Genomic DNA, 19,171 nt, shown 5'->3' on the forward strand with positions numbered 1-19,171 from the left:
GTGCTGGTCGCGTTTCCTTCACGACCAGCCAAGGCGTCTGAGCGTCGTCAGCAAGCAAGCACATTCTTTTCCTGCCCAGCGGAGCGCTGGTGGCAACACTCAATCTGCGAATGGCCGCAATCAACCAACGTGACCTGCAGGCCATGCAGGATCCAAATGTATCACTCGCGCTCAAGCACCCGGAAAAGGTGCTTAAAGGCTCAGTGCAAAGTGCCGTCTTCCATGTCTGGCGCGGCCCACATCTTCTCGATGTTGTAGAACTCGCGGATTTCCGGGCGGAAGACGTGAACGATAATGTCGCCGCCGTCGATCAGCACCCAGTCGCCGGTCTCCAGACCTTCAACGCGGGCATTACCCTGGCCACCGTCCTTAAGATCAGTGATCAGGTGATCGGCAATCGCCATGACATGCCTGCTCGAGCGCCCTGAGACCACGACCATGTAGTCTCCCAGCGCAGATTTGCCGGCAATGTTGATGGTGACAATATCTTCTGCCTTCGAGTCCTCGAGACTGCCGAGAACCAGCTGAAGAGCACGGGCAGCGGCTTCGTCGCTGCGTTCCGGGCTTTGCGGGAAAATGCGAGTGACATTTCCCTTCGCGTGTACTGTTGTCAGAGGTTTTCCTTTCCAGGTGAACAGAACAGGCATGTTGCGATTCGAATGTCGGTCGAGCCGCACTCTAAATGTAGGCACCAATACCCCAAGGTTTCAAGACACGAGAAATAAATGACGGTTAATCATTGCTTATATACACTCAAGATTTCGCCCGCAGCGCCGTGGAGCTGAGCGGTGAGCGCGGTCCGTGGATGAACGTCCAGGCGGGTGCCTTGCGCCAGGCAAGGCTTGCGGCATGGGCTTCGTCCACGCGGGCGTAATCGAAGGTTTTCGCCATCTTCGAGGACAGATAGGACAGCGTGTCGCCGGGGCGGTCGATGACAGCGATGGGGAAGGTGCAGGCGATCTTCTGCCAGTCCTGCCAGTGGTGAAAATTCTTCAGATTGTCGGCGCCCATGATCCAGACGAAACGGATGCCGCGATTTCGCTCCCGGATTTTTTCCAGCGTTCGGGCGGTGTAGCTCTGGCCGAGCGATTGCTCGAAGGCCGTCACCTTGATGCGCGGATCATGGGCGATTTTCTCGCTGAGCGCGATCCGTTCTGAAAGTGGCGCCAGATGATTGCGGCTCTTCAGCGGATTGCCTGGCGTGACCATCCACCAGAGCTGCTGAAGACCAAGCCGGCGCAGCGCGATATCGGCAACCAGCACATGGCCGTCATGCGGCGGATTGAACGAACCGCCGAACAATCCAACGGTCATGCCGGTCTCGACATGGGGCATTTTCAGGAAAAACGGATCGACATCGCCCGGCTTCACCTTACGGCCGGACCTGACCGGTGCCGCGCACCCTGTATTTGAACGAGGTCAACTGTTCGACGCCGACCGGTCCGCGCGCATGCATCTTGCCGGTGGCGATGCCAATCTCGCCGCCCATGCCGAATTCGCCGCCATCGGCAAACTGGGTCGAGGCATTGTGCAGGAGGATGGCCGAATCGACCTCCGCAAAGAAGCGTTCGACGACGGCCGGATCTTCGGCAATGACGGCTTCCGTATGGGCCGACGACCAGGACGAGATATGATCGATCGCGCCTTCGATACCATCGACGAGCGTCACCGAAATGATCGCATCGAGATATTCCGTTGCCCAGTCTTCCTCGGTCGCTGCAATCAGTCCCGGTACAATCTCGCGGATTTCTTCGCTGGCGCGCACCTCGCAGCCGGCATCGCGAAGGGCAGCAATCAGCGGGACGACGAATTTATCCTTGGCCTTACTGTCGATCAGCAGCGTTTCGGCCGAGCCGCAAATGCCGGTGCGGCGCATCTTGGCGTTGACAACGATCTTTTTCGCCATCTCCAGATCAGCGGAAGCATCGACATAGACGTGGCAAAGGCCTTCCAGATGGGCAAAGACCGGGACGCGGGCTTCGTTCTGGACGCGGGCGACAAGGCTTTTGCCGCCGCGCGGGACGATGACGTCGATCGAGCCGCCAAGACCGGTCAGCATGGCGCCGACGGCCGAACGATCGGAAACCGGGACCATCTGGATCGCATGCACTGGAAGTCCGGCATCTTTCAGTCCCTGCACCATGCAGGCATGGATAGCCTGCGATGAATGAAGGCTGTCTGAGCCGCCGCGCAGGATCACGGTATTACCGGCCTTGAGGCACAGCGCGCCGGCGTCGGCCGTGACGTTCGGACGGCTTTCATAGATGACGCCGATAACGCCGAGCGGCGTGCGCACGCGCTCGATATGCAGGCCGTTCGGACGATCCCACTCGGCAAGAATATCGCCGACGGGATCGGGCAGTTCGGCGATTGCCCGGATGGCATTGGCCATATCGAGGACGCGGGTTTCCGACAGGGTCAGCCGGTCGAGAAAGGATGCGGCGACGCCGGTTTCGCGGGCGTTTTCCAGGTCAAGCGCATTGGCGGCGAGAATGTCGTCCTTGTGGGCGACGATATGGCTGGCCATGCTGATGAGGGCTGCGTGTTTTCGTTCGGCCGACGCCGTGGCAAGCGGCCGGCTGGCGGCACGGGCCTGACGGCCGATCACGGCCATCAATTCCTGAACTTCCTTTTTTCGTGCATCGTCAAGCATGAGCGTCGCTCCTCACTGCATCCGTCTCCCGCTTCGCAGATACGGTCATCACCATATCGTCGCGATGCACCATCGCGGCGCGTCCCGCATATCCCAGGATAACGGCAATATCCGCCGATTTCTTGCCCGCAATCTGGCGGGCTTCATCGGCATCGTAACCGGCCAGCCCCCTGGCAATCTCGCGGCCTTCCGCCCCGATAATGGCGATCGTATCACCGCGGCTGAACGATCCCGTCACCTGGCGGACACCGGCCGGAAGCAGGCTCTTGCCGGATCGGAGCGCCGTTTCGGCGCCGGCGTCGATGGCAAGGCTGCCTGCCGGCAGCAACTGTCCGGCTATCCAGGTCTTGCGTGCCGTCACCGGCGAACCCGACGGTGCAAACCAGGAGGAGCGGGCGCCCTCGCCGATCGCCGACAGCGGATGATCAACCTTGCCGGACGCAATGATCATGGCGCAGCCGGCACCCGTGGCGATCTTGCCGGCATCGATCTTGGTGCGCATGCCGCCGCGTGACAGTTCGGAGGCGGCCCCGCCTGCCATTGCTTCGATATCGGGCGTGATTTCCGCGATGGTCTCAAGGAATTGCGCATTGGGATCGAGATGCGGCGGGGCGGTGTAGAGCCCATCGATATCGGACAGAAGCACCAGCAGATCGGCGCCGGTCATGGTGGCGACGCGGGCGGCCAGGCGATCATTGTCGCCGTAGCGGATTTCGGTCGTGGCGACCGTATCGTTCTCGTTGATGATCGGCACGGCACGCATCTTCAGGAGCTGGCTGATCGTGGCGCGGGCATTGAGATAACGCCGCCGCTCCTCGGTATCGCCCAGCGTCAAGAGAATCTGGCCGGCAACGATCTCGTCCGCCGACAGGCTTTCGGACCAGGCGCGGGCAAGCGCGATCTGGCCGACGGCCGCTGCCGCCTGGCTTTCCTCAAGTTTAAGCGCGCCGGGGGCAAGATCGAGCACCGAACGCCCCAGCGCAATGGCGCCGGAGGAGACGACGAGGACCTCGACGCCCTTGGACCTCAAGGCCGCAATATCGGCGCACATGGCATTCAGCCATTGCTTCTTCAGTCCCGTCTTGCGATCCACAAGCAGGGCCGAGCCGATCTTGATCACAATCCGGCGGTATTTTTCCAGCGGTTTGCGTTGCGGCGTCATGTCAGTCTTCGTCCACCTGGGTCTGCGCCGCGACAATGATATCGCGCAGCGCGCGCAATGTTTCGGTCATGCCGGTGCCGACCACGGCCGACAGCAGCAGCGGTGTCTGGCCGCTGGCCTTTGCCAGCGCCTTCTGCTTCTTCTTCAGTTCGGTTGGGTCCAGCACGTCGATCTGCGACAGCGCCACGATTTCCGGCTTGTCGAGCAGCTCGCCGCCATAGGCTTCGAGCTCGAATTTGACCGTCTTGTACGCCTTGGCAACATCTTCTTCCTGCGCGGACACCAGATGCAGCAGCACCCGGGTGCGCTCGACATGGCCGAGGAACCGGTCGCCGAGGCCAACGCCGTCATGGGCGCCTTCGATCAGGCCGGGAATATCGGCCAGAATGAATTCGCGGCCGTCGATCGTTGCCACGCCGAGGTTCGGATGCAGCGTCGTGAAGGGATAATTGGCAATCTTCGGGCGGGCACGCGTCGTCGTTGCCAGGAAGGTCGATTTACCGGCATTCGGCAATCCGACCAGACCGGCATCGGCAATCAGCTTCAGCCGCAGCCAGATGGTTTTTTCCTCGCCCTCAAGCCCCGGATTGGCCCAGTTCGGGGCCTGATTGGTGGAGGATTTGAAATGCGTATTGCCGAAACCGCCATTGCCGCCGGCCGCCAGGCGAAAGCGCTGACCCTCGGCAATCATATCGACGATCATTGTCTCGGAATCTTCTTCGAAGATCTGCGTGCCGACCGGAACCTTCAGCGTCACATCGCCGCCGCCGGCACCCGTGCGGTTGCGGCCCATGCCGTGAATGCCCGTGCCGGCCTTGAAATGCTGCTGAAAACGGAAATCGATCAGCGTGTTCAAGCCGTTGACGGCCTCCACCCAGACGTCGCCGCCACGGCCGCCATCGCCGCCATCCGGACCGCCGAACTCGATGAATTTCTCACGCCGGAACGACACAGCGCCAGCTCCGCCGTCGCCGGACCGGATATAGACTTTTGTTTCGTCAAGAAATTTCATCGCACTGCCATCTGTTTGGTGTATTTGCCGCCACAATTGTCGCCATCGATATAGGCGCGTGCTCCGGAGGTCAAAGAATATCGTGAAGTTTTTGAGCTATAACATCCAGTACGGCGTCGGTCTGGACGGCCGTTTCGATCCCGAACGCATTGCTGCAAGTCTTGAAGGCGCCGACGTGATTGCGCTGCAGGAAGTGACGCGGAATTTTCATCGCAACGGCCAGGCGGATCTTCCCGCCATTTTCCGCGATCTGATGCCGCAATACTTTTCCACCTTCTGGCCGGCCTGCGAGATCGATGCCGGTTCGGCCATCGAAAATGGCAGGGCCGTCGATCGCCGCTTCCAGTTCGGCAATATGATCCTGTCGCGTTTCCCGATCGCCGCCACACGCCTCATCCCACTTCCGCGCACCCGCACGATCTCGCCGATGAACCTGCAGCGCGGCGCCACCGAAGCGCTTATTATCACCCCTTCCGGCCCGCTGCGGGTCTATTCGGTGCATCTGGATCATGCCAATCCCGATGAGCGCATCGCCCAGATCGCCTATCTGAAGGAAAAGGCGCTGTCTTATCCGCGCCAAGGCGGCGCGATGACCGGCGGTGGCGATTTCGGCTTTACCGAGCTGCCGCATCCGGAAGATTTCGTGTTGATGGGCGATTTCAACATGGAGCCGGAAGGCGCCGAATATCGCACGATGACCGGCACGCGCGACGCCTATTACGGCCGCTCGCTGCGGCTCGAAAACCCGGTGGACACATTGGCGCATCTCGGCCGGCTGACGCCCGAAAGCTACAGCTGGATCAATCCCAGCGACCATCAAAAGCGCATGCATCTGGACTATTGTTTCCTCAGTGCCGGTCTGGTGCCGCGATTGCGGCATGCCTGGATCGATCTGGACGCCGAAGGCTCCGACCACCTGCCGGTCGGCTTCGAACTGGACTAGTGCCAACAAAAAAGGCCCGCAGCTTGTCGCTGCGGGCCTCTTTGTTCGTTAGGGTGTGCGCAGGGCGCCTGCCGTGATCATGGTCTCGATATGGCTGACCATGCCGTTGCGGGCCAGTGCATAGATCTGGCTGCAGCCGGTGATCTCGAAGCCGAGCTTCTTCTGCAGCTTCAGCGATCCCGCATTGTCGGCAAAGACGCCGGAATGCAGGGTGGTTGCCGGCATGCGGCGGAAGAACCGCTCTATCGCGGCATGCACCGCTTCGCTGGCATAACCGCGGTTCCAGTAGTAGCGGTTCAGCCAGTAGCCAAGATGCCACTGGCCATGCCGCAACTCGATGCCGACGCTGCCAATGTGGACGTCGTCGCCGGTGGTGATCGCCAGCGTCCAGCCGGCAATCAGCCCCGAACTTTGGCTGACCAGCCAGTCAAGCGCATCCTGCCGGTGGTAGGGGACCGGAACCCGCGCCAGCATGCGCGACACCTGGTAATCGGCAAGCGATTGTGCCACCGCATCGGTATCGGACAGCTTGTGCGGACGCAAAACCAGCCTGGCGGTTTCGATGACGGGGCACGCACCGGGATCGGGACGCATGGCGGTTTTTGGCCGTTCCTTCAGATGAGCGGTCATCGCAGACCTCCCCAGCTGCGCAACGACATCCAGGTCTTGCGGTCGAGCCTGTACCATTCGACCGACATCATGCCGCCGAGCGCCTGGCTGTCGACCATGCCGCTTCCCTGGAACTGGAAGCCGCATTTCTGGATGACCCGCCGCGAGGCGACGTTCATGACCCGGCAGCGCGCATCGATCTGGTCGATATCGCGGGTGCGGAAAGCCATGTCTGTCAGCGCCTGTGCCGCCTCGGTGGCATAGCCCTTGTTCCAGTGCGGTTCGCCCAGCCAATAGCCGAGCTCCGCCGTCTTGCCGTCGGGGTGCGGCTCGATACCGCAGCAACCGAGAAATGCGCCATTATCCGCTTTGGTAATCGCATAGACGCACTTGCCAATCGTGCCCGTCTTCGTACGGCGTACGAAATCCGCGGCATCGGCCACCGTGTATGGGTGCGGCATGCGCGAAACCATGGTGGCGATATTGACGTTGTTGGCAAGATGGGCAAGGGCGTCGATATCGTCTTCGTGGGGGGCGCGCAAAACGAGCCTGGGCGATAACAATATCGGGCAATCGGTCCTTGACCGTTGGGGCCGCAGCCGCTCCTGAGAAGATTCCAGGGAATCTTCCCGGGGAGACCGTGATTGGCTCTCCCTCAACAATTCGCTTTGCATGTTCAGTCCTCCAAGACGTGAAAAAGGGGAGATCGGGCATTGCCCCATCTCCCCTTTTGATCTTGGCCTGAACGGTAAGCGTCAGCCGGGTCGATGAGACGCCGGCTGTTTTAAGAGCGCTACCGGCTTATTCCGCTGCTTCGGCTTTCGGCATGACAGACACGTACACGCGGCCATTGGCCTTCGTACGGAAGTTTACGTTACCGGCCGTCAGTGCAAAAATGGTGTGGTCCTTGCCGAGGCCGACATTGGCGCCCGGATGCCACTGGGTTCCGCGCTGGCGCAGAATGATGTTGCCCGGAATGACGACTTCGCCACCGAACTTCTTCACGCCGAGGCGCTTGGACTGTGAATCGCGACCGTTGCGCGAGGAACCGCCAGCTTTTTTATGTGCCATGGGTGTTCTCCTTTAAACCTTGGATCCGTGTCTCAGTTTGCGGCTTCAGCGGCAGCGTCGTCGGACTTCTTGGAAGCCTTCTTCGCCTTCGCGCCGGCAGCACCAGCGATGTCCAGAATGCGGACAGTCGTATTGTGCTGGCGGTGACCGCGGGTACGCTTCGAGTTCTGGCGGCGGCGCTTCTTGAAGGCGATGACCTTCTTGGCGCGGCCGTGTTCCACAACTTCGGCGCTGACAACGGCACCTTCAACAAACGGAGCACCGATGGTTGCATCGGCGCCGACGCCGACCATCAGGATCTCGGTGAATTCGATCTTGTCGCCTGCGGCGCCTTCCAATTTTTCAATCGTCAGAACGTCGTTGGCTGCCACGCGGTACTGTTTACCGCCGGTCTTGATGACTGCGAACATTTTTTATCCTTTCATGTTCGTTCCGGCTCTCCGCCAAAGCGGGGCCGTCTTTTTCTTCAGTCGGACGATGACAAGGCCTTGTCGGCATTGCCGGTGAAACGGGCAAATAGAAACCCGGCGCGGTGCGGGCATGCCACACCACTTCGAGTTCGCGAATTACGTGAAGCCGGTAAAACTGTCAAGGTGAAAGACGCCGATAAGCTTGATTTTCCTTGATCCGCCCTCTTGTCATTGCCGAAAACTGCCGCTATGAACCGCCTCGCGCTGATGGCGCCGACCAGCATATCCGGAGAGGTGGCAGAGTGGTCGAACGCACCGCACTCGAAATGCGGCATACCTGCAAGGGTATCGTGGGTTCAAATCCCACCCTCTCCGCCATTTTCTCATGACATGATCATGCTCTTTCCGAATGCCATACGGTGCATTCGAATGCTAGAAAGGATAATTCCCTAGGCCGCCGCCACCTGCGGAAGCGCCGCAACCCCGCCCACTGCGCAAATTCCCCTTCCCACGCTCTATTTTTCTCCCAAGCTTGCCACATATGGCAGTTTATACCCCGACGAATGCGGGCGGGCGTGGGAGAAATCGGGAAGCGTTTCAAGGGAGAATTATCGTGCGTCTGAAAACAACATTGATCGGGACGGCCCTGGCCGTGCTCGTTTCCACGGCTTTTGCCAATGCGCAGGTCGTCGTGTCCTCGAAGATCGATACCGAGGGTGGCGTGCTTGGCAATATCATCCTGGCGGTTCTAAAGGCCAATAATATCGAGACGACGGACCGGGTGCAGCTTGGCGCGACGCCCGTCGTGCGCAAGGCGATCACCGCAGGCGAGATCGATATCTATCCGGAATATACCGGCAATGCCGCCTTCTTCTTCGAAAAGGCTGATGATCCGCTCTGGAAGGATGCCGCAAAGGCCTATGCCGAGGCCAAGACGCTGGATTATGATGCCAACAAGATCGTCTGGCTGACGCCGTCGCCTGCAAACAACACCTGGGCTGTTGCGGTGCGCAAAGATCTGGCTGATGGCAGCAAGATCAAGACCTTCAGTGATTTCGGCAAATATGTAGCGGGCGGCGGTACCGTCGTTTTGGCGGCGTCTTCCGAGTTCGTCAATTCGGCAGCCGCACTTCCGGCATTTCAGACGACCTATGGGTTCACATTGAAATCTGACCAATTGATCACGCTGTCGGGTGGCGATACCGCAGCGACGATCGCGGCGGCGGCCAACCAGACCAACGGCGCCAATGCCGCCATGGTCTATGGCACCGATGGCGGCATTGCGCCGTCGGGCCTCGTTGTGCTCGAAGACGACAAGGGCGTGCAGCCCGTCTACCAGCCGGCGCCGATCATCCGTGAAGCTGTTTTGAAGGAGCATCCGGACATCGAAACCCTGTTGAAGCCGGTGTTCGAGAAGCTCGATCTGGTGACCCTGCAGGATCTCAACGGCCGTGTTCAGGTGGGTGGCGAACCTGCCAAGGCGGTTGCCGAGGACTTCCTGAAGAAGAACGGCTTTCTGAAATAAGCCGGTCTCGTTAGGTTGCTGTTAAATGGCCGGCTTGCAGAATGAAGCCGGCCCAAAGGGGATGGGGATGGCAGTGTGAGCATTCGCTTCGACAAGCTCGGTGTGGTCGTTGCGCTCCTGATCGCTTATGGCGTGCTCGCCGCGCCGTTTGCGACGTTTCGCGCCAATCGCATCGTGCCGGGTGACGGGAAAGGCATTCTCGATGCCCTGTCGGCTGGTGCGGGAATTCTACTTTTCGCGTTGATGGTCTGCGCGGCCCTGATTGTTCTGTTCAAGACGCCGACGCGCCTTCGGCTGTTGACTGCGGCTGCGGGTCTTGCTGCGATCGCTGTTTTCGTCGGGATGGCGGCAACGTTTCTGACGCCGGCAGGCAATAGCTATGCGCGGGTTTCGCCGGCGTCCGGCTTCTGGATCCTGCTGTTTTCCTTCGCCCTTCTGGCTGCCGATTCGATCACCAGGCTGCGGCCCCTGCCGCTGGTCAGGGTGCTTCTTCTGGCCGTCACGCTGGGCGGGGCGGCGACAATCCTGATGTCGGGATTGTGGGATGGCCTGTCGATTCTCAAGGAATATTCGGGCCGGGCCGATGTGTTCTGGCTGGAAGCCGGGAAGCATGTGACGCTGGCTTTGGGGTCGCTGGTAGCGTCGGTCGTGGTCGGGCTGCCGCTTGGCATTCTCTGCCACCGGGTCGCTCCGTTGCGGGCCGGCGTGCTCAACACGCTCAACCTGATCCAGACGATACCGTCGATCGCGCTCTTCGGTATTCTGATCGCGCCGCTTGGCTGGATCGCCGTCAACGTGCCGGGGGCAGCCGCCATCGGCATTCGCGGTATCGGTGCTGCGCCCGCCTTCGTCGCGCTGTTTCTCTATTCGCTGCTGCCGGTCGTCGCCAATACCGTGGTCGGTCTTGCCGGCGTGCCGCGTGAGGCAAACGAGGCCGCGCGCGGTATCGGCATGACGGATCGCCAGAGACTGTTCGGCATCGAGTTTCCGCTGGCAATGCCCGTCATCCTCACGGGCATTCGCATCGTGCTGGTGCAGAATATCGGCCTTGCCACCATCGCGGCGCTCATCGGCGGCGGCGGTTTCGGCGTGTTCGTCTTCCAGGGCATTGGCCAGACGGCGATGGATCTTGTGCTGCTGGGTGCCGTGCCGACCGTGGTTTTAGCCTTTGCCGCCGCGATCGTGCTCGATGCGCTGATTGAAATGAATGCCCCTCAGCAAGAACGAGGAAGGGCCGCATGATCGAAATCGACGGGATCACCAAAAGCTACGACGGTAATGTCGTCGTCAACGATGTGTCGATGACGATCGAGCCACGCACCGTGACGGTCATTGTCGGAACCTCCGGTTCGGGCAAGACGACGCTTCTGCGAATGATCAACCGGCTGGTCGAGCCGACGGCCGGAACGATCCGCCTGGACGGCGAGGACAATCGCTCGATGCCGGGGTTCGAATTGCGGCGCCGGATCGGCTATGCGATCCAGGGCCACGGGTTGTTTCCGCATCGTACTGTTGCGCAGAACATTGCGACGGTGCCGGTTCTGCTTGGCTGGGACAAGGCGCGGATCGATGCGAAGGTCGCGGAGTTGCTGACGCTGTTTCAGCTCGATCCGGCCGCCTTCGCATCCCGGTTTCCGCATGAGCTTTCCGGCGGCCAGCAGCAACGCGTCGGCGTGGCGCGGGCGCTCGCGGCAGAGCCGAACGTGCTGTTGATGGATGAGCCTTTCGGCGCCCTCGACCCGATCATCCGGGCAAAGGCGCAGGCCGATCTGCTCGCCATTCAGCGCGTGCTGGGCACGACGATCGTGCTGGTGACGCATGACATGGATGAGGCGTTTCACCTCGCCCACAAGATCGCCGTGATGGATAAGGGCGCGCTCGTTCAATATGGCAAGCCCGCCGAACTGGTGAAGGATCCGGCAACTGAATTCGTCCAGACGCTGATCGGCACCAGCGAGCGGCCATTCCGGCTGCTGTCGATCGACACCGCAGGCGATGCGGTCGAGCCGGGAGCGGCGGATGGGCAGCCAGTAATGGAAACGGTGAGCCAGCGCGATGCGCTCTCCGAACTGCTGTGGAGCGGACGGGCGGCCTTGCCGGTCGCCGCTGCCGATGGCCGGATTCTGGGCCGGGTAACCTTGGAAGGGCTGACCAGGCGTGCAGCAAAGCCGCAATGAAGGCCTTTATCCCGCATCTCCTGCGCGCCGCGCTATTGGCTGTGCTGATTGCCTTTCTCCTGGCGCCCGGCTGGTTTGATCCGCTGTTGAAGCCGTTGGTGCAGGAGAATGCGCCGGCGATCTACAATCAGGGCAGCCTGCTGACGCTGACGCTCCTGCATCTGCGCACCGTCGCCATTGCCACGACCGGTGCCATCATCGTCGCGGTCACGCTGGCCATTCTGGTCACGCGGTCTTTCGGGGCGGAATTCCTGCCTTTATCGCGCAGCCTGGTCAATGTCGGGCAGACATTTCCGCCGGTCGCCGTGCTGGCGCTTGCGGTGCCGATCCTCGGTTTCGGCGAGAAACCGACGCTGGTGGCGCTGTTTCTCTACGGGCTTTTGCCGATCTTTGAAAACACGCTAACGGGATTGACGACCTTGCCGCCCTCGGTGATGGAGGCCGCCCGTGGTTCCGGCATGACGGACCGCCAGCGCCTCTTCAAGGTGGAACTGCCGCTGGCCATGCCGGTGATCCTGGCCGGCATCCGGCTGTCGGTGGTGATCAGCCTGGCCACGGCGACGATCGGCTCGACGGTGGCGGCAAAGACGCTGGGCGAGGTGATCATTGCCGGTTTGCAATCCAACAATATCGCCTTCGTTTTGCAGGGCGGACTGATCGTCGGGGCACTTGCCGTACTGATTTATGACGGCTTTTCGGCAATCGAGCGCGTCCTTGCGCGGCGCGCAGGACTGTCGGCGCGGGCCTGACCCCGCGCCTTCGCTGTTTCTATGTCAGTTGATTGACCGCGGCGATGACGCCGCGCAATTCGGCAAGGCCCTTGAGGCGGCCGATGCAGGAATAGCCGGGATTGACCTTCTTTTTCTGGTCATCAATCAACAGATGTCCATGATCGGGGCGCATCGGGATGATGCTGTCGTTGCGACCCTCCCGTTCGCGCCGCCGCTCTTCAGCGCGCAGAATCGAGATCAGCGAGACCATGTTGACATCGCCGGCCAGATGCTCGGATTCGATGAACGAGCCGTCCGGTTCCTTGTTGACATTGCGCAAATGGGCAAAATGGATGCGGGCCGCAAAGCGCTCCGCCATTTTGGTGACATCGTTGCCGGTGCGTGAGCCGTAGGAACCGGCGCAAAGGGTGATACCATTTGCCGGCTCATCGACCGCATCGAGGATGGTCTGGATGTCATCGGCAGTGGAGACGACGCGGGGCAGGCCGAACAGCGAGAACGGCGGATCGTCGGGGTGTATGGCAAGCCGGACGCCGTTTTCGGCGGCGACAGGCACCACTTCCTTGAGGAACTCGATGAGGTTGGCGCGCATGTCGCCGGAGGAGACGTCGTCGAAACTGGCAATCTCGGCGCGGATTTTTTCGCGCGTGTGACTGTCTTCGCCGCCGGGCAGACCGGCGATGATGTTCCGTTCGAGCGTCAGGATTTCATCGTCGCTTTTTTGCGCCAGCCTTTGCCGTGCGGCCTCGATGACATCGGGCGCGTAGCTGTCTTCAGCGGCACGGCGTTTCAGCACGAAAACATCATAGGCGACGAAATCGATCATGTCGAAGCGCAGCGCAAAGCCGCCGGCCTCGGTTGGGTACAACAGATTGGTGCGGGTCCAATCGACCACCGGCATGAAATTGTAGCACACTACAGGCACGCCGCCCTTGCCCAGATTGGCAAGGCTCTGTTTCCAGGCATCCAGAGTGCGCCGCCAGTCGCCGTCACGCCGCTTGATCGCCGAGTTGACAGGAATGGATTCGCAGACGGCCCATGTCATCCCGGCCTTCCTGACCAGCGCCATGCGCTCAGCGATGTCGCCGGGCGTCCAGATGCGGCCGTCATAGATATGGTGGAGGGCCGTGACGACGCCGTGGGCGCCGGCCTGGCGCGCGTCAGACAAGGTGACCGGGTCCTCAGGTCCAAACCAGCGCCAGCTTTCCAGCATATTCATCTCCTCCGTTATAATGTTGGACAATTAATGCAGATATTTGGATAAAATCAATATCTACGAGTTGATTTCGCTATTATGTCGGACATAAACTGCCATGCAACAGGACAGGAGATTTGGAATGGAAGACGGTGCGCGCGCTTCCGCCGTTGACGGAATGGTGGATCATATTCGCGGCCTCATCCGCGAACGCGGCCTGACGGTCGGTGATGTTTTGCCCAGCGAAGCCGAGCTTGCCGTCATGTTCGATGCCAGTCGCAACACCGTGCGCGAAGCTTTCCGGACGTTGAAGGCCTATGGCGTCGCTGAATCCCGGCAAAAAGTCGGGGCTGTCCTGACCGGCCAGCATCAATCGGCAATGCGCGACCTGTTTTCCTTCGCCATGGATATTTCCGTCGATGCTTTCCGCGATATTCAGGGATACCGGCGGCTAACGGAGATGAGCCTGTTCGATCTGCTCTCGACGCGGATCACCGAGGAAACGCTGGCCGGGATGGAGGTGCTCAATGCGCGCATCCTGCAGGCGGGCACGCCCGAAGAGGCATCGGAGCTGGACTACCAGTTTCACAAGCTGATGGTGGATGCGGCGGGAAACCGGACGTTGTCGGAGACCTATGGCATGTTGAAGCCGGTGATCGGGCGGCTGATGCTGGCGGGCAAGTCGCAGCGGCTGGTGCTGGAGAGCGTCGCCAGCGAACATGCCGATATCGTCAGGGCGCTGCGCGAACGCGACCGGATCGGATTTGCATATCATATGGACCGGCATCTCGATGCGGGCCTGGAATTCATTCCGGCCGCAGATGGCCCGCGCGGCGGGCAGGGGGCGGCATTGAAAAGAGTGAAGGGACGGGAGAAGCGCGATGCGTGAATTCGAGGGGAAGGTTGCCGTCGTCACCGGAACGACCGGTATCGGCCGGGCTGTTGCGCTGCATCTCGCCCGCCAGGGCGCTTCCGTGGCGTCGCTGGGGATCGATCTCGATGCCAATGCCGGGCTTGAGACGCTTGCTGCTGCCGAAAGCCTCTTGCTCACCGTTTTTCATGCGGATGTTTCCGTGCCTGCCGATGTGAGCCGCGCCATGGCGTCGGCTATCGCGGCGTTCGGCGGGATCGACATCATCGTCAATTCGGCCGCAGTACATCCCTATGGCACGGCGGAGACCACGCCGTTCGAGGCCTTCATGCGCTGCATGGCCGTCAATGTCGGTTCGATCCATCTGACGGCAGAGTTCGGCGTGCCGGAGATGCGCAAGCGCGGCGGCGGCGTGATCGTCAATCTGTCGAGCGTGCAAGGGCATGCCTGCCAGAGCGGCGTTTCCGCCTATGTTGCCTCCAAGGGTGCGATCCATGCGCTGACGCGGGCGATGGCGCTCGATTTTGCCGGCGATCGCATCCGGGTTGTCTCGATCAGTCCGGGCTCTGTGCGCACGCCGATCCTGGAGCTGGCAGCGCGGACATTCGAGGGAGAGGATGCCGATATCGATGCCGTGTTCCAGCGTTTTGGCGCTGCGCATCCGCTGGGGCGGATCGGTGAACCGGAGGAAGTGGCGGTGCTTGCCGCTTTCCTGGCCTCGGATAAAGCAGGCTTCATCACAGGGTCGGACCACCGGATCGATGGCGGTCTGACAGCCGGTATCGGCGTTCGCTGAAGGAGAGACCATGAGCATTCCGATGAAACGTAGCGCCATCAACGCCATCATGCGCGAGAGCGAGGTTTTCATGCGCTCGTTCGGCTTCGTCCTGCCGCCGTTTTCGCGGTGGTCACCGGACGAGATGCGGGCGCGCAAGGGCGAGATCGGCGGCATTACCGGCGCATCGCTGGGCTGGGATATCACCGATTTCGGGCTTGGTGATTTTGAGCAAACAGGGCTCTTCCTGTTCACCGTGCGCAACGGCCGCTTTGCCGATCTGCAGCGCGGACGCGGCATGCTCTATGCCGAAAAGGCGATGATCGCCCGCAAGGATCAGGTGACGCCAATGCACCGGCATCTTCTGAAGGCCGAAGACATTATCAATCGCGGTGGTGGCACGCTGGTGATCGAGCTGTTTGGCGATACAGGCGGCCAGTGCGATCGCGCCAAGGGCACACGGGTGGCGACCGACGGCATCTGGCGCGAGCTGGCGCCGGGCCATAAGCTGAGATTATCACCCGGAGAAAGCGTGACCCTGATGCCGGGTGACTGGCACGCGTTCTGGGGCGAGGGCGCCGATGTCTTCGTCGCCGAGGTTTCCACCGTCAACGACGACAATACCGACAATATTTTCGAGGACCCGGCAGTAACGCGGTTTTCCGGCATCGAGGAGGACGAGGCGCCGCTGCATCTGCTGGTGCCGGATTATGCGCAGTGGTTGCGGTAGGCGAGGGGATTGAGCGGGCGTTTGTTGAAAGTTACGCTTCCCGTTTCTCCGCTATGGTGGACTTTTTCAGGATGAAACGTGCTGACATTTCCGGCGGGACCGATCGGGGTTGTCAGACCCTTTTTCAATCCTCCCGCGTCGAGGCTGCGGTGACCGTCAGTGTTGTAAACCCGCTGATGGCAATAGCTGCGCGCGCGGGGGTCGGGATGGCGCCGCAGAGGCTTCCGGTGGTGATAATGCGGCCCTTGGCGACGGGTTCGGTCAAGGCGTTGGCGAAGAGCAGAAAGGCGGCGACGGGATCGTCATTGGGGTGTTTGCCGGGGCCGGTAAAAACGGTGTCACCATTGATGGTGATGGTCAGCGGATAGGCCTGGCCGGGGTCGATCATCTTTACAGACACTTCTTCGCCCAGAACATAACCGGCGTTGCCGAGACGATCGGCAAGAAACAGGAGGGCGGGCGCCTTGCTGCCATCGTCCAAGCGGTGGCCGAGGAACTCGACGCCGGACGAGATGGTGGCGACATGATCAAGAAGGGTTTGGCGAGTGTAAGGTGTGTTACCGGGAGCGGCGAGTTCCTTGCCGAGCACGAAGCAGATTTCCACTTCCAGCGCATCGACGGCCGGGCGCTCGAAACCGGCGGTGCCGGAGGTGCTGGCATGGGTAATATGCGCCATCGGTGCGGAGACAGAGTTGCCATCCGGCCGGATCGCCACCTTGTAGCCGCCAGTCAGCCAGCCGTTCAAGGCCATCGTTTCGCGCTGCACGGCAAAGGCATCGGCGGAGGGTTCGGTCAGTGAAGCGGAGGTGAGGCGAATGCCCTGGTTGTCGGAGTCTGACAGTTGGCGGGCGAGGGTGGCGGGCATTGTCGTCTCCTGCTGATATCGGCGTTGCGCCCTTCCTTTCCACCACACCCCGCGCAAAAGGAAAACCCCGGAATTGTGGTTCCGGGAACGACTGTCTTGGAAAAAGGTAACTAGGATTGGGGCGAAAGCTCGCAAGGATACTCCGCATCACGGGCATGTCTTCGAGCATCGCCAAGGATGGGCGGCGTGCGGAGACTAGTTCAAAACTCCGCCTATTGCGATCAATAAAAGAGATGCCAGGGGGTGAGAAATGCGCGGCTCAGTTCCTGATCGCGCTCCTGTTCGAATTCCGTCTGTTCTTCGCGGCTCTGGCGCATGGGCATTTCGACGCGAACGGCTTTTTCCTTTTTTGCCGGAGGCGTGAGGTAACCGAGGGTCATTCCACCGTGATAAAACATGCTGTTCTCCGCTGTTGGATGCGATCGGTTAACGGGCGTTAACACAATCCTGACACAATTGGCCGTCCTGTCAATAGTCTATTAAATTGATGTCTTATTGCGACTTTCAGCCTTTCGGCAGAATATCACTGTCGCAGAAAGAGTGGCCCTTCGGAAAATAATATAATCTATAAATTTTATGATCATTGAAAAATCGATCCAGCTTCGGCGGGCAGTGAGGGCGATATTTTCTTGAGGCGGGAGCGTCTTTCGTGCGTAAATCACGGATATGAACGAGACGGCTAAAGAGTGGACCAGCATGAACCTCGCTTTGAGAAATTCGCTCGACAGGATCGCTCCGCAGCAGGAGCAGCCCTTTCCGCATGTGGCGGATGAGGATGCGCTGAAATCGGCCATGCGGCGGATGTCGGGTGGCGTTTCCGTTATCACGGCTGGGGTCGGCGATGAGCGGACCGGTGCGACCGTGACGTCGGCCACAGCTTTATCGGTCGATCCGCCGACAATGATCGTCAATATCAATCGCAGTTCATCGAGCTGGCCGGTCATCCGCCGCTACGGGCATTTCTGCGTCAATATTCTGACCGCCGACCAGCAGGATGTCGCCGACCGGTTTGCCGGCAAGGGCGGCCTGAAGGGCATCGAGCGCTATGATGGGGCCGAATGGTTTACATTGGCGAGCGGCGCTTCGGTGTTGCGCGGCGCGCTGGCCGGGATCGATTGCGAAGTCGATGAAATTATCGAGCGCCATAGCCATGCGATCATTCTCGGCCGCGTCGTCTCCATCGTCGCAGGCGATGGACATTCGCTGGTCTATGGCAACGGCCGCTATGGCCGGGTCTCCCTCTGAGACGACAAATGCCCCGCCCGGGGCCGGGCAGGGCATCTGACTGCATAATTGCCGATCGGTGCTGACGATATCAGTGTGGCAGCGAGATCTTCGTGTGATAGCCGAGTTCCGGCTCCTTGCCGGTCAGATTGGCCTTGGCGATTTCCCAGCCGAATTTCAGCGTGCTGTTGGTTGAAGCCCAGATCGCAACATCGTCGAGCTTCAGTTGCAGCATGGTCAATGCCGGATCTTCCTTGCCGCCCTCGAACCACGCCGCCACCGGCGCCGACCAGTATTTTTCAATATGTTCGCGGGACTTTACCTCGTCGATGGCACCGGCAAGGCACGCATGATAATCATGATCCTTGCTGATGACGCAGAAATGCGCCCGGGCGCCAGTTTGCACAGCTTTCACCAGATCGCTATCGGTGCGGGTATAAAACCAGATCGAGTTGCTTTCCTTTTCGACAAAGGGTGCCATCGGCTGCATGTGTTGACCGGATTCCTCGACGCCCAACATACCGGCATGCACATCATCAAGCACATCCCATAATTGCTGCAGCGGATCGGTTTTCGTCTTTGAAATATCAGCCATTCTTTTTCCTTTCGATCGCTTCAGGCGTCATTAGGCGGCGCGCCGCTCGTGGCGGCCTTCTTCAACTTCCTCGACGATCTTCTTGACGAAAGCGTCGAGATCGCCGGGATTGCGCGATGTGATAATGCCCTTGTCGGTGACGACAGGCTCATCCGACCAGATGGCGCCGGCATTCTTCATGTCGGTCTTGATCGAGGCATAGGACGTCATCTTGCGGCCGCGCACGGCATCGGCTTCGATCAGGAGCCACGGCGCATGGCAGATGGCAGCGACGACCTTGCCGGATGCGATGAATTCCTTGACGATGCGCATGGCATCCTCATCATGGCGCAGAATGTCCGGATTCATCTGACCGCCGGGCAAAACCAGCGCGTCGAAATCATCGATCTTCACGTCCTTGGCCAGAAGATCGACATTGACGGTATCGCCCCAGTCCTTCTTGTCCCAGCTCTTGATCGGGTCCTTCTCGACGGAAGCAACCTTGATATCGGCGCCGCGCTTTTTCAATTCATCCAGCGGCACGCGCAGTTCGGAGCGCTCGTAGCCATGGGTCGCCAGGATGAGGATTTTCGATGTGTTGATGGAAGGCATTGCGCCATCTCCTTATGCAAGCTTGGGGAGGG

Annotated in this window: 22 protein-coding genes, 1 tRNA gene and 1 pseudogene; 10 read left to right on the forward strand and 14 right to left on the reverse strand. The window is 60.4% G+C overall.

Annotated features, from left to right (window positions below):
• Positions 1–200 precede the first annotated feature (200 nt).
• The 5 genes from rsfS to obgE form a co-directional block, all read right to left on the reverse strand.
• Positions 201–647 (reverse strand): ribosome silencing factor, encoded by a 447-nt coding sequence (gene rsfS, locus PYR65_RS02080; protein WP_060502841.1) that lies wholly within the window; start codon positions 645–647, stop codon positions 201–203.
• Between the two features lie 106 nt (positions 648–753).
• Complete coding sequence (locus tag PYR65_RS02085) at positions 754–1,314, reverse strand: nicotinate-nucleotide adenylyltransferase (RefSeq protein WP_276120939.1); 561 nt, start codon at positions 1,312–1,314, stop codon at positions 754–756.
• Between the two features lie 58 nt (positions 1,315–1,372).
• Positions 1,373–2,653 carry a glutamate-5-semialdehyde dehydrogenase gene (locus tag PYR65_RS02090; RefSeq protein WP_060638598.1) on the reverse strand — a complete coding sequence of 427 codons (1,281 nt, stop codon included), beginning with the start codon at positions 2,651–2,653 and terminating at the stop codon, positions 1,373–1,375.
• Complete coding sequence (gene proB, locus PYR65_RS02095) at positions 2,646–3,815, reverse strand: glutamate 5-kinase (RefSeq protein ID WP_276119710.1); 1,170 nt, start codon at positions 3,813–3,815, stop codon at positions 2,646–2,648. Before proB ends, PYR65_RS02090 begins: the two co-directional genes overlap by 8 nt.
• A gap of 1 nt (position 3,816) precedes the next feature.
• Positions 3,817–4,827, reverse strand: coding sequence for a GTPase ObgE (obgE, locus tag PYR65_RS02100; RefSeq protein ID WP_060638596.1), 1,011 nt, complete (start codon positions 4,825–4,827; stop codon positions 3,817–3,819).
• Between the two features lie 82 nt (positions 4,828–4,909).
• Between obgE and PYR65_RS02105 the strand changes: the two genes are divergently transcribed.
• On the forward strand, positions 4,910–5,770 hold the full coding sequence (locus PYR65_RS02105) for an endonuclease/exonuclease/phosphatase family protein (protein ID WP_276119711.1): 861 nt from the start codon (positions 4,910–4,912) through the stop codon (positions 5,768–5,770).
• Positions 5,771–5,818: 48 nt separating this feature from the next.
• Here PYR65_RS02105 and PYR65_RS02110 read toward each other — a convergent pair whose 3' ends face one another.
• The 4 genes and pseudogenes from PYR65_RS02110 to rplU all read right to left on the reverse strand — a co-directional run.
• Entirely contained in the window at positions 5,819–6,400 is a 582-nt protein-coding gene (locus tag PYR65_RS02110) for a GNAT family N-acetyltransferase (protein WP_276119712.1), read from the reverse strand.
• The gene (locus tag PYR65_RS02115) at positions 6,397–7,053 is read right to left on the reverse strand and encodes a GNAT family N-acetyltransferase (RefSeq protein WP_276119713.1); all 657 of its coding nucleotides are present in this window, start codon (positions 7,051–7,053) and stop codon (positions 6,397–6,399) included. Before PYR65_RS02115 ends, PYR65_RS02110 begins: the two co-directional genes overlap by 4 nt.
• Before the next feature lie 127 nt (positions 7,054–7,180).
• The gene (gene rpmA, locus PYR65_RS02120) at positions 7,181–7,450 is read right to left on the reverse strand and encodes a 50S ribosomal protein L27 (RefSeq protein ID WP_276119714.1); all 270 of its coding nucleotides are present in this window, start codon (positions 7,448–7,450) and stop codon (positions 7,181–7,183) included.
• 98 nt (positions 7,451–7,548) lie between these two features.
• Positions 7,549–7,860 (reverse strand): annotated as a pseudogene (rplU, locus tag PYR65_RS02125) (50S ribosomal protein L21); the annotation flags it as partial.
• A 288-nt stretch (positions 7,861–8,148) separates the two neighbouring features.
• Between rplU and PYR65_RS02130 the strand changes: the two are divergent.
• From PYR65_RS02130 to PYR65_RS02150, 5 genes are all read left to right on the forward strand, one after another.
• Positions 8,149–8,238, forward strand: a tRNA-Ser gene (locus PYR65_RS02130).
• Positions 8,239–8,473: 235 nt separating this feature from the next.
• Positions 8,474–9,385 (forward strand): glycine betaine ABC transporter substrate-binding protein OsmF, encoded by a 912-nt coding sequence (gene osmF, locus PYR65_RS02135; protein ID WP_407951266.1) that lies wholly within the window; start codon positions 8,474–8,476, stop codon positions 9,383–9,385.
• A gap of 75 nt (positions 9,386–9,460) precedes the next feature.
• Positions 9,461–10,627, forward strand: a complete 1,167-nt coding sequence (locus PYR65_RS02140; RefSeq protein WP_276119715.1) for an ABC transporter permease — start codon at positions 9,461–9,463, stop codon at positions 10,625–10,627.
• On the forward strand, positions 10,624–11,562 hold the full coding sequence (locus PYR65_RS02145; protein WP_276119716.1) for an ABC transporter ATP-binding protein: 939 nt from the start codon (positions 10,624–10,626) through the stop codon (positions 11,560–11,562). The genes PYR65_RS02140 and PYR65_RS02145 overlap by 4 nt, the downstream gene beginning before the upstream one ends.
• Entirely contained in the window at positions 11,559–12,311 is a 753-nt protein-coding gene (locus PYR65_RS02150) for an ABC transporter permease (RefSeq protein WP_276119717.1), read from the forward strand. The genes PYR65_RS02145 and PYR65_RS02150 overlap by 4 nt, the downstream gene beginning before the upstream one ends.
• A gap of 19 nt (positions 12,312–12,330) precedes the next feature.
• Here the strand turns inward: PYR65_RS02150 and uxuA are convergent, their stop codons facing one another.
• Entirely contained in the window at positions 12,331–13,506 is a 1,176-nt protein-coding gene (gene uxuA, locus PYR65_RS02155) for a mannonate dehydratase (protein WP_276119718.1), read from the reverse strand.
• A 124-nt stretch (positions 13,507–13,630) separates the two neighbouring features.
• Here uxuA and PYR65_RS02160 point away from each other — a divergent pair, with 124 nt between their 5' ends.
• Genes PYR65_RS02160 through PYR65_RS02170 form a run of 3 tightly spaced genes read left to right on the forward strand, consistent with a single transcriptional unit; the run spans position 13,631 to position 15,864 of the window.
• Positions 13,631–14,377, forward strand: a complete 747-nt coding sequence (locus tag PYR65_RS02160; RefSeq protein ID WP_060638587.1) for a FadR/GntR family transcriptional regulator — start codon at positions 13,631–13,633, stop codon at positions 14,375–14,377.
• Complete coding sequence (locus PYR65_RS02165; protein WP_276119720.1) at positions 14,370–15,155, forward strand: SDR family NAD(P)-dependent oxidoreductase; 786 nt, start codon at positions 14,370–14,372, stop codon at positions 15,153–15,155. The genes PYR65_RS02160 and PYR65_RS02165 overlap by 8 nt, the downstream gene beginning before the upstream one ends.
• Positions 15,156–15,177: 22 nt before the next feature.
• A complete protein-coding gene (locus PYR65_RS02170; protein WP_276120941.1) occupies positions 15,178–15,864 on the forward strand; it encodes a D-lyxose/D-mannose family sugar isomerase in 687 nt (228 codons plus the stop codon).
• A 124-nt stretch (positions 15,865–15,988) separates the two neighbouring features.
• Here PYR65_RS02170 and PYR65_RS02175 read toward each other — a convergent pair whose 3' ends face one another.
• Both PYR65_RS02175 and PYR65_RS02180 read right to left on the reverse strand, forming a co-directional pair.
• A complete protein-coding gene (locus PYR65_RS02175; protein ID WP_276119721.1) occupies positions 15,989–16,729 on the reverse strand; it encodes a 2-keto-4-pentenoate hydratase in 741 nt (246 codons plus the stop codon).
• Positions 16,730–16,950: 221 nt separating this feature from the next.
• Entirely contained in the window at positions 16,951–17,127 is a 177-nt protein-coding gene (locus tag PYR65_RS02180) for a hypothetical protein (protein WP_276119722.1), read from the reverse strand.
• A gap of 298 nt (positions 17,128–17,425) precedes the next feature.
• Here PYR65_RS02180 and PYR65_RS02185 point away from each other — a divergent pair, with 298 nt between their 5' ends.
• A complete protein-coding gene (locus tag PYR65_RS02185; RefSeq protein ID WP_276119723.1) occupies positions 17,426–17,974 on the forward strand; it encodes a flavin reductase family protein in 549 nt (182 codons plus the stop codon).
• Positions 17,975–18,044: 70 nt separating this feature from the next.
• On the opposite strand, the gene PYR65_RS02190 is transcribed toward PYR65_RS02185, so the two are convergent.
• Both PYR65_RS02190 and PYR65_RS02195 read right to left on the reverse strand, forming a co-directional pair.
• On the reverse strand, positions 18,045–18,548 hold the full coding sequence (locus tag PYR65_RS02190; RefSeq protein WP_276119724.1) for a pyridoxamine 5'-phosphate oxidase family protein: 504 nt from the start codon (positions 18,546–18,548) through the stop codon (positions 18,045–18,047).
• Between the two features lie 30 nt (positions 18,549–18,578).
• On the reverse strand, positions 18,579–19,139 hold the full coding sequence (locus PYR65_RS02195) for a DJ-1/PfpI/YhbO family deglycase/protease (RefSeq protein WP_060638581.1): 561 nt from the start codon (positions 19,137–19,139) through the stop codon (positions 18,579–18,581).
• Positions 19,140–19,171: the final 32 nt, after the last annotated feature.

Source organism: Pararhizobium qamdonense (assembly GCF_029277445.1).
GTDB lineage: Bacteria > Pseudomonadota > Alphaproteobacteria > Rhizobiales > Rhizobiaceae > Pararhizobium > Pararhizobium qamdonense.

Bases quoted from the DNA above. Each gene is read 5' to 3' on its own strand.
- rsfS (WP_060502841.1), bottom strand. From the start codon at position 647: ATGCCTGTTCTGTTCACCTGGAAAGGAAAACCTCTGACAACAGTACAC.
- PYR65_RS02085 (WP_276120939.1), bottom strand. From the start codon at position 1,314: ATGACCGTTGGATTGTTCGGCGGTTCGTTCAATCCGCCGCATGACGGC.
- PYR65_RS02090 (WP_060638598.1), bottom strand. From the start codon at position 2,653: ATGCTTGACGATGCACGAAAAAAGGAAGTTCAGGAATTGATGGCCGTG.
- proB (WP_276119710.1), bottom strand. From the start codon at position 3,815: ATGACGCCGCAACGCAAACCGCTGGAAAAATACCGCCGGATTGTGATC.
- obgE (WP_060638596.1), bottom strand. From the start codon at position 4,827: ATGAAATTTCTTGACGAAACAAAAGTCTATATCCGGTCCGGCGACGGC.
- PYR65_RS02110 (WP_276119712.1), bottom strand. From the start codon at position 6,400: ATGACCGCTCATCTGAAGGAACGGCCAAAAACCGCCATGCGTCCCGAT.
- PYR65_RS02115 (WP_276119713.1), bottom strand. From the start codon at position 7,053: ATGCAAAGCGAATTGTTGAGGGAGAGCCAATCACGGTCTCCCCGGGAA.
- rpmA (WP_276119714.1), bottom strand. From the start codon at position 7,450: ATGGCACATAAAAAAGCTGGCGGTTCCTCGCGCAACGGTCGCGATTCA.
- PYR65_RS02145 (WP_276119716.1), top strand. From the start codon at position 10,624: ATGATCGAAATCGACGGGATCACCAAAAGCTACGACGGTAATGTCGTC.
- PYR65_RS02150 (WP_276119717.1), top strand. From the start codon at position 11,559: ATGAAGGCCTTTATCCCGCATCTCCTGCGCGCCGCGCTATTGGCTGTG.
- uxuA (WP_276119718.1), bottom strand. From the start codon at position 13,506: ATGCTGGAAAGCTGGCGCTGGTTTGGACCTGAGGACCCGGTCACCTTG.
- PYR65_RS02160 (WP_060638587.1), top strand. From the start codon at position 13,631: ATGGAAGACGGTGCGCGCGCTTCCGCCGTTGACGGAATGGTGGATCAT.
- PYR65_RS02165 (WP_276119720.1), top strand. From the start codon at position 14,370: ATGCGTGAATTCGAGGGGAAGGTTGCCGTCGTCACCGGAACGACCGGT.
- PYR65_RS02170 (WP_276120941.1), top strand. From the start codon at position 15,178: ATGAAACGTAGCGCCATCAACGCCATCATGCGCGAGAGCGAGGTTTTC.
- PYR65_RS02175 (WP_276119721.1), bottom strand. From the start codon at position 16,729: ATGCCCGCCACCCTCGCCCGCCAACTGTCAGACTCCGACAACCAGGGC.
- PYR65_RS02180 (WP_276119722.1), bottom strand. From the start codon at position 17,127: ATGTTTTATCACGGTGGAATGACCCTCGGTTACCTCACGCCTCCGGCA.
- PYR65_RS02185 (WP_276119723.1), top strand. From the start codon at position 17,426: ATGAACCTCGCTTTGAGAAATTCGCTCGACAGGATCGCTCCGCAGCAG.
- PYR65_RS02190 (WP_276119724.1), bottom strand. From the start codon at position 18,548: ATGGCTGATATTTCAAAGACGAAAACCGATCCGCTGCAGCAATTATGG.
- PYR65_RS02195 (WP_060638581.1), bottom strand. From the start codon at position 19,139: ATGCCTTCCATCAACACATCGAAAATCCTCATCCTGGCGACCCATGGC.